We start from the raw sequence: 13,444 nt of genomic DNA on the forward strand, positions 1-13,444 counted from the left end.
TTATTTCTTACTTGTTTCCTTTTCTATTTGTTTTTCCACACTAATTAAAACCTGACCTTTATTACTTTCTGATTTTTTCAATAAATTGCTTGTTGCAGGGATAATCGCTGTTATAGGCAAAATAGGAATAAAGACTGGCGTATTTCCACTTCCATCAGATATTACGACTATCCCGTATTCGTTTTTATATATTGTCCCTGTAGCATGTACATTTGAACCTGTATATATATCAACATCGGTTTTACTGTTTAAATACTCATAAAGCGTCGTTACAATATCTGTATCGTATCCCGGCGTGAAAGCAGGTACCGATAGATATGTAAAAGAAGGATTGTATACCGTACTATTACCGGTGTATATTGCTGTAATAGAATTAAGTGGAATGGCTTGTTCTTGCCCGTTGTCCATTACTATGAATACCGCCCCGTTGTTTGCAGCAGGAGAAGCAAACAGCTGATAAGGTGTACCTGTTATGGAAGAAGCCGTTAACCCTTTGGTAAATACAGTTACCGTATTGGTAGGATAGAACATAATAATCTGCTGTATTATGTGTGATAACTGTGAATAACAAAAGTTTGTTGCTGAATTTTCTGACGGAGTACCTGTATATGTAAGCACTAATTTAGGAAAGTATGGCTCCCAAGAGATATTATTCGTTCCAAACTGAACAACAGTAGTACCGTCAGAATTAGTTAATGCTAAGCCATTGTTTGCAACAGTTCCGTTGAGCCAACTGTTTACTAAAGCTGTTACATCAATCTCAACTGTTTTATAAAGGTCATTTGTAGTAACATTAACCTGTGATTGTGTAGGTGTATAGGCCGGTTGTGTATTGTAGGTCACAGTAGTTTTGTTGAAAGGCTCCATTACCGTATTTACCACAACGGGACTGGGATTGGTACCGCTTTTTGCAATAACAGCTAACTGAAGCACAGCACTGTCAACAAAACTTACGGGCAATGCTGGCAATGCTATTTGCATCAGACTTATGCAATTTTGATACTGTGCATCATTACCTGAATAGATGGTTGGATATACCGAAAAATTAATAGTAGGTTGTGCAGAAGACACAAATGTCGTGTTTGGAATATCCACTACTACTGTTGTCATAATACAATTCCTTCTTTCATATTTGTTGTATTACTTACATAATATGATTAAAGGAATACTATGATGAATATTATTTTTCTTTGCCCGTTTTCTTAAATGTATTTTGGATTTCCTTAACGGCCTGTTCCTTGGTATAAGTTTTTGCAATATATCCTTGCATTATCTCTCCAAACTTCTGGTGAAAATCGTCATTCACATAGTTTACATACATATCTCCAACCATATTGTCCTTTTTATATGTCTCAAACTCCTTTGCAATCTGCATTTTTGACATATCGGCACCATTTACAGGTGGCATTACCTTTGCAATTTTTGAAAACCATTTCTTGCCGTAGTCGGAAGTAAAAAGCCAGTTATACAAATCCAAAACCTCAGACAATACGGGGGAATCCTTATATATTCTGGTAGCCTGCTCAGTTCCGGCTACAATAAATGCATTTGCCGTTTTGTCATCTACCGGATAACCTGTAATTCCTATCTTTATTTTAGGGTTAATATTTAAAATATCAGATTCGGCCCATGAACCCTGCCCTATTATCATAGCCGCCTTTCCCATGGCAAAATCAGCAAGTTCTGCTGACAGGTCTGTTTCAAGAGGCTTTATGTCACCATACTTTACTGTTAAATCAATAAATTTAAAGAAATTATCATTAATAAGCGGATACGTTTCAAATTTATCTTTTCCGGAAGAAAAATTCTTTACTAGTCCTTCAACATCATCCGGCTTGGAGGCATCCATGAAATGCATAAAAACATGCCTGAACACCCATGGCTCCTTATATCCAGTTGAAAAAGGCTGTATGCCCATAGATTTCAGCTTCTGAGCCGCAGCTTCAAGCTCAACTAATGTTTTCGGCACAGGTATTTTGCTCTTATCAAACAACTCCTTGTTGTATACTAAGCCATATACATTTTCTTTGATAGGAAAGCCATATACTTTACCTTTATATGACATATTCATTCTTACCTCGTCTGTCATGGCTTTTGCAAGAGGTTGACCTGTAAGGTCATAGGAGTATTTCGCGTATTCTTTTATCTCGCTTCCCGCGGAAGTTGTAAATACATCCGGCATATCACCAGATTTAATCTTTGTTTTAAGTATTTGAGAATAATCCGATTGAATTGTTTTTAAGTTTACTGTTAAGTTTGGTTTGTTCTTTTTGTATTCCTTAAGATACTCATTGATTGCATCAACATACTCAGGGTTATTGACAAAAATGTTGATATCTACGGATTTTTCCATAGATTCCTTTGATGTTTTCGAGGCAGTATCTTTCGAAGGCATTTTATCCATTGGATCCTCTTTTCTGCATCCTGTCATCATACTCACAGCCAGAACAAAAGCCAATATAAAAGATAACAATCTTTTTTTCATCGGTATTTCTCCTTTGTATCCCTTTATCAAGTTTAATATAATCAACATTATGGATTTTTATACAGTAAAAGGTTCTTATCATATATTTTTCACCCATATTAACTCTCCGTTGTGGTAAAATACATCATATAAATTAAAATAAAGAATATTATATAATTTTTCGGAGGTCATATGGAAACTTTTAAAAAGTTTATTAGATTTTATAAACCATATAAAAAACTATTCTTCATTGATATGTTATGTGCACTTATTGCCTCTGCCATAGACCTTGCTTTCCCACAGATATTGAATCTGCTTACAAAGGGTATATTCACTGGCAGTTCCTCTCAAATACTTCGCTCTCTATGGATTATCGGAACAGGACTTATTGTAATGTATATAGTCAGGTATTACTGCCAATATTTTATAACCTCATGGGGACACATAATGGGGGCTCGCATGGAAAGCGACATGAGGCAAGAATTATTTGACCACTATCAAAAGCTATCCTTTTCTTACTATGATAAAAACAATACAGGGGAAATGATGTCAAAACTCATTTCTGATTTATTCGATATAACCGAGTTGGCTCATCACGGTCCTGAAAACTTTTTCATATCTGCCATAAAGATAATAGGTTCGTTTACACTGCTGGCAATGATTAATGTCCCAATGACACTAATTTTGCTAGTTATTACATTAATAATGGGTATTTTCAGCCTGTTTAAAAATCGAAAAATGCGTTTAGTTTTCTTTGATAATAGAAAAAAGATTGCAACCGTAAATTCTCGTTTGCAGGACAGCCTGTCAGGAATAAGAGTTGTACAGTCCTTTGCAAATGAAGAAATCGAAAGGGATAAATTTTGTGAAAGTAATCTGAAATTTCTGGATTCCAAAAAAGACAGCTATCTTATAATGGGAAGCTTTCATGCTGGAAACTCCTTCTTTCAGGGGCTGCTTTACACGGTAGTACTTGTCAGCGGAGGTTTCTTTATAGCCAAGGGTGGCCTTAAAGCCTCAGACCTGGCTATTTATGCACTGTATATTGGTATCTTTCTTAATCCAATTGATGTTCTTATTAACTTTACCGAAGCCTTTCAAAAAGGATTTTCAGGCTTCAGACGTTTTCTTGATGTAGTGGAAACTAAGCCTGAAATAGTGGACAAAAAAGGTGCAAAACCTCTGGTAAACCCACGTGGAGATATCAGATACAATAATGTTTCATTTAGGTATGAGAAAGATTCAGAAGTATTAGATAACATAAACATATCCATTGAAGCAGGGAAAACCGTAGCATTTGTGGGTCCATCTGGCGGAGGAAAAACAACCTTATGCTCTCTTCTTCCCAGATTTTATGATGTTACTCAGGGACAAATTACAATCGATGGTAAAGACATCAGGGATGTAACTCTTAAATCTCTTAGGAATTGTATCGGAATAGTTCAGCAGGATGTATACTTATTTGCAGGAAGCATCCGTGAAAACATTGCATATGGCAAACCGGGTGCATCTGAAGAAGAAATAATCCAAGCCGCCAAAAATGCCAACATACATGACTTTGTTATGAGTCTAGAAGACGGTTATGACACATTTGTAGGGGAACGTGGTACACGTCTTTCAGGTGGCCAGAAGCAGCGAATAGCCATTGCCCGTGTATTTTTAAAGAATCCACCTATTCTTATTCTGGACGAAGCCACATCAGCACTGGACAATGAAAGTGAACGTCATATTCAGACTTCTCTTGAAGATCTTGCAAAGAATCGTACAACAATTGTAATAGCTCACAGACTTAGTACAATCCGTAATGCAGATGAAATAATAGTTATAGACCAAAACGGGATTCAGGAAAGGGGTACACATGATACTTTGCTAAAACAGGACGGTTTGTACGCAAAGTATTATAATATGCAGTTTGAAGGCTTAGGGGAGTAAAGTTTTTCTGTCTTTGCACGAGTACTTCCCGTATAAAATTATATCAATGATTGCTTCCAAGATATTTGCAAGTGTTTCTAGCTGCTCATCTTAGGATATTTTACCGTCGCTCACATTCATCATCCATGATTCATTGTATCGCTAACACCTACATCGTGTAGGTGTTCCGGTAAAATATCCGACTTCGCCGAGAAACAACTGCAAATATCTTTAATCAAGCTTCCATTGATACAATTTATACTCTCGTACAGGCCAAAAAGAAAAAATCAAGAGGATGCAAGTCTCTTCTCACCTGTAATATCCTGTATTGGTTTGATATCCTGTGTAACCTCAATAGTTCCCAGGTATTCACCTTTGGTATTTCTAACTGCAAAATACCTTATATACACAAATTTATCTCCCATCCGTATCCAAAAATCTTCATGATCCTTTTTACCCGAGCTGAGATCCTCTACAATTTTTTCTACAATATGAACACTTGCCGGAGGATGACAATTTTTCACTTCCCTGCCTATAATGGCTTTTGTTCTGGCAAATATTCTTTCCTTCCCCTGTGTAAAGTATTTTACTATACCGTCCTTATCTACAAAGGTCATATCCAATGGAAGCGTATTCAAAACCGCATTAATTTCATCAGGAGACATAATTCCTGCATCAAACTTTATATAACCGTTATTCGAAGGCTCCTCACCTTCTTTTTCAGCCTTTTTTTCAACGTTTATCTTTACTGGCTTCCATTTAACAACATTTTCCAAAAGACAGTACCCTATTTCACTGCTGCCCTCTTCAATAATGAGCCATTCGTCCTCAGACAATGTTTCCAATACCATTGGAAATAGTATATTCTCTTCCTTAAATATCATTTCTTTGACTCTTACTACCGTCTCTTCAGCCTTATCTGACAACTGCTCTTTGTTTACGCTACTGTAGTCTGTTAGAAGGGCCTTTACGTCCTTTATTGCATCTCGTATTTCATCATCAACTCCCCACATTACCTTTGGAGGTGCTGTGATTTGGTACTTTTCCATAAAAGGGAATAAAAGGTTCTCTTTTCTTAAATAATGCTTGTCTATTTCCCAAAGCTTTTCAAAGTCATTTCTAAGATTTTGTATATTCTCACGTGTATCCTGACTTCGAAATTTTTCAATGTCAGTCTTAATTTTATCAATCAGACTTTCTATTTTTTTATTTTCAAGTTTAAAAGTGTGTACAGGGTGTCCAGGCACATCTTCAGGCTTTTGGGGCCTGTGAATTTCTTCAATTGAACCCTTAAAAACTGCCGCATGAACATCGCAAAGCCTTTGTACCTCTTCTACAGGCATTCCCTCCATCATAAGAGAATGTTCCATTTCAGATATTTCAGTAGGAGAAACTCCCTCAATAAGCTTTTCAAACCGCTCTTTAACTTCATCTACACTTTTGCCTCTGTGCAATTCGGAAATAAGTTCTTTTAAAACTTTTTGCCTGTATTCTCTGTTATTGATTACTTCGCTCATAAACACCAACCTTTCATTCTTTAATGCTAAAGCCCTTTCCTTCAAGTATTTCTTTAATCTTTTGCATCTCTATACCCTTCATAACAGCTCCTTTGGGTATTGTCATAATACGTCCTGCAGTTTTTAACATACCCGGTGCAGTAATATTCTCAAAGCCTATTTCTTTAAGAATACCTATCATTTCCGGATATTCTTTGCAGATATCATGTACGGATTTTGATAAATCAATTACTTTTGATATAATAAACACCTACTTCCAATCTGTAAAACTGTTAGTATTTATTATTCCCATAAAATTATAATCTTAGTATTATTTGGTAATATTTTAAGATTCATGCTATAGAAGGGTTTTTGTATGCACAAAAGGAAAAGTCTAAATAAAAACGGCCGTTAAAAGCAACTTAGATTGCTTTTAACGGCTTCTATCCTATAAGGATTAAATACATACTTTTTGTTTTGTTTCTCCTTCTATTTTTCCTATACCGTAACCGTAGCAAAAAGATTGGTACATACTTGTTACTATTAATGAATGTAAGCATTCCCTTTCTTCTTCATTAAGTCCCATATCCATTGTACGCATAAAATTTCTTGTTTTATCCCGGGCTATAAGCTTTATAGCCTCTCTTGTACCTGCCAAATCCTTTTCAAGTTTTTCTTTTCCCTGATGCAGGTAATCTTTTATGATGGTTTCAAATGTTTGTGATGGTTGCGCCTTATTAGTATCTGCCATTTCAGCCTCCATGTCTTAATACCTAAAACAACGGTACTTTTGTAATATTTAATAATATTACGAATTGTTTCCATGACATGGATTTCCTATACATTACCTTCATCTAATACTGCACTTTTAATAATCTTCTTTACACTTTTCTCAAACTTTGTCCTTGCAAGCATTACCTGGTGGGCACATCCCACACATTTTATCCTAAAATCAGCTCCAGTTCGAATTATCTCCCATTGCTTGCTACCGCAGGGATGCTGTTTTTTCATTTCTACTACATCACCAACTGAAAATTTATCAGGCATAATCCATTATTCCTTTCATTCCGGCTTTATGAGTCGTGTTCTGTCAAAAAACTCAAGCCCGTTTTTCTCAAACTCTTCCTTTACTTTAAGACGTATTTGCCGTTCAATCTCCCACTGTTCATTTGGGAGTGTACGTGCCGTAATCCTTAAATTCATATTATGTTCGCTAAAACTGGTTATTCCCAATATGGACGGGTCTTCAGTGAATTTGTCAAATTTCTTTTTAACCTCCTCACATACCTTTTTAGTGATTTCAGTAACCTTAGTCATATTGCTTGAATATGCTATTGGAATATCCACAACAACCAGCTTGTTATCTCTGGTGTGGTTAATAACTTTTCTGATTTCACCGTTAGGAATAATATACAAATCCCCGGTATAGTTTTTCAGTCTAGTAACTCTAAGCTCCATATGTTCAACTCTACCCGTAAGACCTTCAATAGTTACCGTATCCCCTACAGCATACTGATCTTCAAGTAGTATAAAAAAACCTGAAATTGTATCCTTCACAAGGCTCTGGGCTCCGAATCCCAAAGCAACACCTCCTACCCCCGCTGCAGCCAGTATTGCCTTCAAGTCCAGTATCCCCGATAATATTGTGAGTAGCGCTCCTATATATACAGTATATTTGAATATGCTTATAGTCAACGTTGATATAGTGTCGATTCTTTTATCATCAATCTTATACTTTAATTTTTTTTGTTTATCGAAAAGTTTCTTTATAACTATCCTGCCTATTTTGACTAACGCAAATGCAACTATAAGCACTACGAGTGTTTTAAGTAATATCATTACAGGAGCATAAAAATCTCCAAGCAGATTCTCAAGCTTTCCCTTTACAGTGCTAAGCATCCTTTCCCTCCGCTTCTGTTTCGCAAAACTACAAAGTGTTCTTCGGACTATTTTAACATACTGAAACAAGCCTTTCAAATAGCTTTAAATGCGTCCGGTTCTTTCTCCACAAATTCTCCGGATGCCACTGTACACTTAAAACAAATTTCTTATTTTCATTACTTATTGCTTCAATAATACCATCCTGAGAGCAAGCATTTACTGTAAATCCCGGAGCTACTTCACCGACAGCCTGATGATGAAATGAATTAACCTTGATGCTATCCATACCAAAAACATTGTATAAGCAGGATGGTTTGTATATAGTAACATCATGTATCTGAAACCATCTTGGGGCCTGCTGGTTGTGCTTTAACAATGTATTTTTGTCGCTGCACTCGGCATATATGTCCTGATATATGCTTCCCCCTGCTGCAATATTCATTATCTGACAGCCTCTGCAAATACCAAGAATGGGTTTATCCATAGCTATAGCCTGTTGTGTAATAAAAATTTCCATACTGTCCCGTATTGGTGAAATCTCATTTGCATATGGCATATTGCCTTTACCAAAATATGCAGCATCAATATCCGGACCTCCTGAAAGTATAAATCCGCTGCATATATCCAAGTACTCAACCCATGAGCTTTTTTCTTCAGTTACAGGGATTATAACGGGTAATCCACCACATTGAATAATTGCCTCATAATAATCATTCTTCAAAGTGCTGATGTTTTTGTCATAATCAAATGCAGCAGTAATTCCAATTATCGGCTTGCCCTTATACATTTATTCATCCCCCATCCTGATATTTAGATTTTCTGTCGGCGAATAAAAACGGTTTTCCGCTGACTATAGGGAAAACCGTTTCTCTCTTGCTTACGTTTTTTATTGTAATATGCTTTTATTGTTTTTCAAACATATCCTTGCCTACTCCACAGACTGGGCAAACCCAATCCTCAGGTATATCTTCAAAAGCTGTTCCCGGTGCAATTCCACCATCAGGATCCCCTTCTTCGGGGTCATAAACATAACCGCATACTGTACAAACGTATTTATCCATAGTTACCCTCCTAATTTAATCTTAGCCGAAAAAAGAAATTCGGCCTCATCGTATTGTATTTACTACAATATATATTCCCAAATTTTATCTCGCATAACACCTTTTTTTTAAATTTTTATTAAATTTAAAAGCCTTCTGGTGTTTAGTCGGTTTATACTTCTGGGTATCCACAAAATCTCCGACCTCCGAAACTTCCGTATTTTGGGAAAATAAATGTTGTATTTCATTATACATATAGCATTTAGGATTTTCAAGCTTTACTGTAATATTATCCTCGCTACTCATAAAAGCACACCTCTGTCCCCTGCTCATAATGTCCCTTGAGCAGTGTTTATGTATTTATTTTTAAAAAGATTCTTAAGGACAACTCCCAAGAATCTTCTTAATAACTAATACAGTATATGCAATTAATGAGCAAACAGGCACTTAAATTCTTCGATTTCGAGTTACTATTAAAATTCCACCCAATATGAGTATACCCGGTACAAGGTAAGTTCTGAGTACCCATGAGCTTCCCAGTGAGAAAGTAAAGAAAATAAGAGATAATCCTCCCAGAATAAACACAGGAATCAAAAGTCCTTTTTCTCTTGTACCAAAAAGATAAAGTTCAAAGAGGCCTACTGCAACTGCAAGTATAAATCCCGGCCACATGAAAGCCCACAAGTCAAACAGCATTGAAATCTGACAAGTAAGACCTGTTACAAGTAAAATACCTCCTGGTACCAACAAGCCTGCATCAGGTGTTTTTGCCGTAAAGTATGCATAATGGAAAACCACTCCGGGAATTATCAAAAACATAGGCCAGAAATGTGCAAATAGAAAACCTATATCAAAAATATCAAAATAAATCTCAAATATACCAAAATTACTTAGTAGGAAAAGTATTCCTAATATTATCAGCACCACTCCTACAACCATGGTACCTCTATGCCTGTTATTCATAAAAATCCTCCTTAAAAGTCCTTAAATAGCATATATAAAAATTATTAACACAGCTGTTTTGATTCTTATATATTATTATAAGGATTAATTTTTAAAAAGTCTGAAAAAAGTTAATATAATTAATCCATGTGCAATATATCGGAACATTGACACTTTTTTACCAAAAATGGTATAAATATATATTATATTCTTCCAATATATTCTAATACTCATTTTAAGAGGAGGCTACATGAGAAAAAAACTAAATAAGATAAGTATAGTACTGGCTCTTGCAGTTCTAATCCAGTATATGATGTTTAATCTTGGATTTGATACAATCCAAGTCAGTGCAGAAGGTATAACTAATGTAAACTACTGGAATTACAGCAAAATAGGTAGTACACATGAATTCTCTTCCGCTGATGTTTTTACAGATAAGATAATTGTTGCAGGTAGCGGGTCAGGTGCTTTTAATACCGAGGATTCATTAATTTATTCATACATACCTGTACATGGTGACTGTACAATTCAGGCAAAAATTGTCTCGGAGAGCTGTTCAGATATTTTTGGTAAAGCAGGACTTATGATAAGAGAGAGTCTAAGTACAGATAGTAAGAATGCATTTATTGCATTAAATAAATCAAATCAGATCCAGTTCCAGTACAGAACTGTGACAGGAGGTTCTAGCGCTGCTGATGCTGGTACTTCTGGCAGTGTACCCGTTTATTTAAAAATGACAAGGTTGGGGAATAACTTCGAATCATTTATGTCAACTGACGGAAGTAATTGGACAAAGGTTGGCAATACTCAGACAATATCTATGAATTCAAAGGTATATATAGGTTTTGCAGCTACATCAACTGACCCCAACAAGCTGTGTACAGCCCGCTTTGAAAATATTGATATTGAGTATACAGATAATACTCCGCCACTGGCACCCACTAATCTAAGAGTTGTTTATGAGTCCCAGCCCTCGTGTCAAATAGCATGGGACGAAGCCTCTGATGATTCAGGAACAGCAATGTATGAGATCTACGTTAATGGCAATCTGAAACATTATACAAAGAATTGTATGTTTAATTGCTATGGTATTGATTACAAAGATATCATTGAGCTCTACGTGGTTGCAGTGGATGCAAAGGGGAACAGGTCACCAGAAAGCAGCCCTATAAAAATAGTGTCACAGAATGCACTGGTACCATCAAGCGATATTAATAATATCCGGTTAAATTCCATTGGTTTGGATCGTATTAATACAAGACGGCAACAGGAAAATAAACCTTTGGTAGAAGTTAATCCTGTTCAGGTTGGAGAAGAAATTATTACAGACGATACTCCCAACAACGTTATCGTTCAGGGAAATTCGGTAGATTTGAATACAATATACGCTGAGTCACTTCCTTCATCGGTGGATAACAGTACCTTGCAGTGTTTCCCCAATATAGGCTTGCAGGTTAATGGGGATTGCATTGCCTGGTCCACCGGGTATTATATGATGACACATATGGTTGGCCTTGCCAAGATAAACGCAGGCCAACAATGGGATGTTAAAAATGATACTACCGGAAGTAAAGTTTTTTCTCCCAAGTTTGCTAATAGTGTAAGTACTACATTTAGTGGCACCGGAGTTATGAGCAGCATATATAAATCGTATTTGGATTCTGGTTGTGCAACATTGGCGGATGCACCGTATGTAGATGATGGTGTGGATGGATTCAAACTGAGTACCGATTTAAATGCATGGGAAAATGCAATAAACTACAGAATGGATAAGTACGGATATATAGATGCAAATGAAAATAATTTAGATCGTATAAAACAGCTATTGAACAATGGTTATGTATTATCCTTTGATACAGGTATTTACAATTTTGTGCAATATCCCAATGTAATTCTTGATAATCCTGATCCTACAGTAAATGACGATTATGCAGTTGGAAAGCACTTCTATTATATGGTTGACGAAATTGACGCAGGTCATCAAATGACCCTTGTAGGTTACGATGACAATATTTGGTGGGGCGATGTGAATGGTGATGGAATACCTCAGCCTGAAGAAAAAGGCATTTTTAAACTAGCCAACAGTTGGGGAACAAATTATGGCTATGATGGTTTCTACTATGTCACTTATGACAGTTTATATAGAAATTCTCAATTCAGTCAGTTTAACACCCCAACAAGAAAACCAATTTTTAAGGATGCATTTGAGTGGATAACACCCAGAAGGAATTATGAACCTCAGCTTATTGCGGAGTTTACGGTAAGCCATGCAAAAGAAAATCAGCTTAGGATTGCCGTAGGCTATTCTGAAATGGATAAAAACATGCCAGAAGCATATTTCTTTCCTAGCACCTTAAACTATTTCTCTCATGAAGAGCCTTTTGACTTTAATGATGACGGAACTGCTTGTGATGGCAACTTTGCAGTTGATATGACAGACTTTATTACAAAGTTCAATTTGGACAAGACTAAAACATACAAGTGGTATTTAATGGTGGGAGACGATGAGCAAGATGGTTCCCCTGTTACATTAAAAAGCTTCAGGGTTCACGACAAAATTAATAATACATATTCAACATATAGAGGCCCTGAACTTCAGAATGATGGGGATAACAGCTATGTCAGCGTAGATTACAGCTGGTCTCTCGTAGGTGATGTAGACGGAAACGGCATTATTAACGATTATGATCAATCATTAATTGTAGATTATAGTCTAGGCATAATTAATGATTTCCCAGTTGATGATGATATGTGGGCAGCAGATGTTAATGGTGACGGTATCATAGATATGTTTGATTCTGCTTTTGTTAGGAAGTATATCCTTGGTCAGATAACTGTCTTCCCTAAGCTGCAGTAATTTAAGAAAGCAATATTACAGCTGAAATAAGATTGTTATAGAATATTGTGAAGAATATATAAAAAGTAGTCTCTTATATAAGGGACTACTTTTTTCAACTTCATATACTCCATCTTTCTACTTGACGGCCTTCTCCCGACAGTATACCTTCCCTTGAAATCTTCCACATAACATACTTTAAACCGGTTGCAACAATATCCGCTATCTTCATTACTGTACCAAGTCTCGTATTTTGAAGAACCATAAATTCCATGAATCCCACGGCATTGACAATTCCGGTAACATGCATGTGTCCAACAGGCTCCAAATCCTTGTTCAATGCAGAACCGGGTCTTATAGAACCTTCGCCTACCGAAATAAAACCAACATGATCTGTTCTTCCAAGTGATGCATCAATAGCAATTAGAAAAGGTTTTTCATACCTTTTGTATATGCTTTTAATTGTCTCCTGAAGATTTTTTGCGTGGACCGGACTTTCCAAGTCACCATACACATATACATTACTATAATTCATTCCTCTAAGTTTGTATCCGATGATAGGCCCAAGGCTGTCTCCTGTTGATCTGTCTGTCCCTATACATATAATAACGATTTCTCGATATCCTTCTGTTTTACAGTTTGTTAGAGTCTTGTAAAGAGCATCTGAAAAAGATAAAATTGCGGTTGCATTATTAGAGTCAATATATTTTAAATTGTTAACCTTGCTGTCTGAATTCATACAGCTATCACCATCTAATCCCTTCTATATAATTTATTAAGTAGTATTGACAAGAATAAGATTAAATAGTACCTTCTTGAAAAACTATGTTAAAATATATGTGAATAGAAAAAAAGTATGTTTTCATTTGAATAC

At 36.1% G+C, this 13,444-nt stretch carries 13 protein-coding genes; 2 read left to right on the forward strand and 11 right to left on the reverse strand.

Annotated elements, in window-relative coordinates; translation table 11 throughout:
* Both K412_RS0107575 and K412_RS0107580 read right to left on the reverse strand, forming a co-directional pair.
* Positions 1 to 1,110, reverse strand: coding sequence for a DNRLRE domain-containing protein (locus K412_RS0107575; RefSeq protein ID WP_024832541.1), 1,110 nt, complete (start codon positions 1,108 to 1,110; stop codon positions 1 to 3).
* A gap of 70 nt (positions 1,111 to 1,180) precedes the next feature.
* Complete coding sequence (locus tag K412_RS0107580) at positions 1,181 to 2,485, reverse strand: ABC transporter substrate-binding protein (protein WP_024832542.1); 1,305 nt, start codon at positions 2,483 to 2,485, stop codon at positions 1,181 to 1,183.
* Positions 2,486 to 2,656: 171 nt separating this feature from the next.
* Between K412_RS0107580 and K412_RS0107585 the strand changes: the two genes are divergently transcribed.
* Positions 2,657 to 4,396, forward strand: a complete 1,740-nt coding sequence (locus K412_RS0107585) for an ABC transporter ATP-binding protein (RefSeq protein ID WP_024832543.1) — start codon at positions 2,657 to 2,659, stop codon at positions 4,394 to 4,396.
* A gap of 266 nt (positions 4,397 to 4,662) precedes the next feature.
* Here K412_RS0107585 and K412_RS0107590 read toward each other — a convergent pair whose 3' ends face one another.
* From K412_RS0107590 to K412_RS0107630, 8 genes are all read right to left on the reverse strand, one after another.
* Positions 4,663 to 5,892: a DUF438 domain-containing protein gene (locus K412_RS0107590; RefSeq protein WP_024832544.1), complete on the reverse strand. Its 1,230-nt coding sequence runs from the start codon at positions 5,890 to 5,892 to the stop codon at positions 4,663 to 4,665.
* A 13-nt stretch (positions 5,893 to 5,905) separates the two neighbouring features.
* Entirely contained in the window at positions 5,906 to 6,133 is a 228-nt protein-coding gene (locus tag K412_RS0107595) for a DUF1858 domain-containing protein (RefSeq protein ID WP_024832545.1), read from the reverse strand.
* Positions 6,134 to 6,328: 195 nt separating this feature from the next.
* Positions 6,329 to 6,622 (reverse strand): hypothetical protein, encoded by a 294-nt coding sequence (locus K412_RS0107600; protein ID WP_024832546.1) that lies wholly within the window; start codon positions 6,620 to 6,622, stop codon positions 6,329 to 6,331.
* 86 nt (positions 6,623 to 6,708) lie between these two features.
* The gene (locus K412_RS0107605) at positions 6,709 to 6,918 is read right to left on the reverse strand and encodes a DUF951 domain-containing protein (RefSeq protein ID WP_024832547.1); all 210 of its coding nucleotides are present in this window, start codon (positions 6,916 to 6,918) and stop codon (positions 6,709 to 6,711) included.
* Positions 6,919 to 6,933: 15 nt separating this feature from the next.
* Positions 6,934 to 7,770 carry a mechanosensitive ion channel family protein gene (locus tag K412_RS0107610; RefSeq protein ID WP_024832548.1) on the reverse strand — a complete coding sequence of 279 codons (837 nt, stop codon included), beginning with the start codon at positions 7,768 to 7,770 and terminating at the stop codon, positions 6,934 to 6,936.
* A gap of 52 nt (positions 7,771 to 7,822) precedes the next feature.
* Positions 7,823 to 8,539 (reverse strand): gamma-glutamyl-gamma-aminobutyrate hydrolase family protein, encoded by a 717-nt coding sequence (locus tag K412_RS0107615; protein WP_024832549.1) that lies wholly within the window; start codon positions 8,537 to 8,539, stop codon positions 7,823 to 7,825.
* Positions 8,540 to 8,654: 115 nt separating this feature from the next.
* Complete coding sequence (rd, locus tag K412_RS0107620; protein ID WP_024832550.1) at positions 8,655 to 8,813, reverse strand: rubredoxin; 159 nt, start codon at positions 8,811 to 8,813, stop codon at positions 8,655 to 8,657.
* A 426-nt stretch (positions 8,814 to 9,239) separates the two neighbouring features.
* A complete protein-coding gene (locus K412_RS0107630; protein ID WP_024832552.1) occupies positions 9,240 to 9,755 on the reverse strand; it encodes a LiaI-LiaF-like domain-containing protein in 516 nt (171 codons plus the stop codon).
* Between the two features lie 229 nt (positions 9,756 to 9,984).
* Here K412_RS0107630 and K412_RS0107635 point away from each other — a divergent pair, with 229 nt between their 5' ends.
* Positions 9,985 to 12,591, forward strand: coding sequence for a DUF1349 domain-containing protein (locus K412_RS0107635; protein ID WP_024832553.1), 2,607 nt, complete (start codon positions 9,985 to 9,987; stop codon positions 12,589 to 12,591).
* Positions 12,592 to 12,691: 100 nt separating this feature from the next.
* Here K412_RS0107635 and yyaC read toward each other — a convergent pair whose 3' ends face one another.
* Positions 12,692 to 13,309 carry a spore protease YyaC gene (gene yyaC, locus K412_RS0107640; RefSeq protein ID WP_024832554.1) on the reverse strand — a complete coding sequence of 206 codons (618 nt, stop codon included), beginning with the start codon at positions 13,307 to 13,309 and terminating at the stop codon, positions 12,692 to 12,694.
* Between the last annotated feature and the right edge of the window lie 135 nt (positions 13,310 to 13,444).

Origin of the sequence: Ruminiclostridium josui JCM 17888 (genome assembly GCF_000526495.1) — a bacterium.
In the GTDB taxonomy this organism is placed as follows: Bacteria; Bacillota; Clostridia; order Acetivibrionales; family DSM-1351; genus Ruminiclostridium; species Ruminiclostridium josui.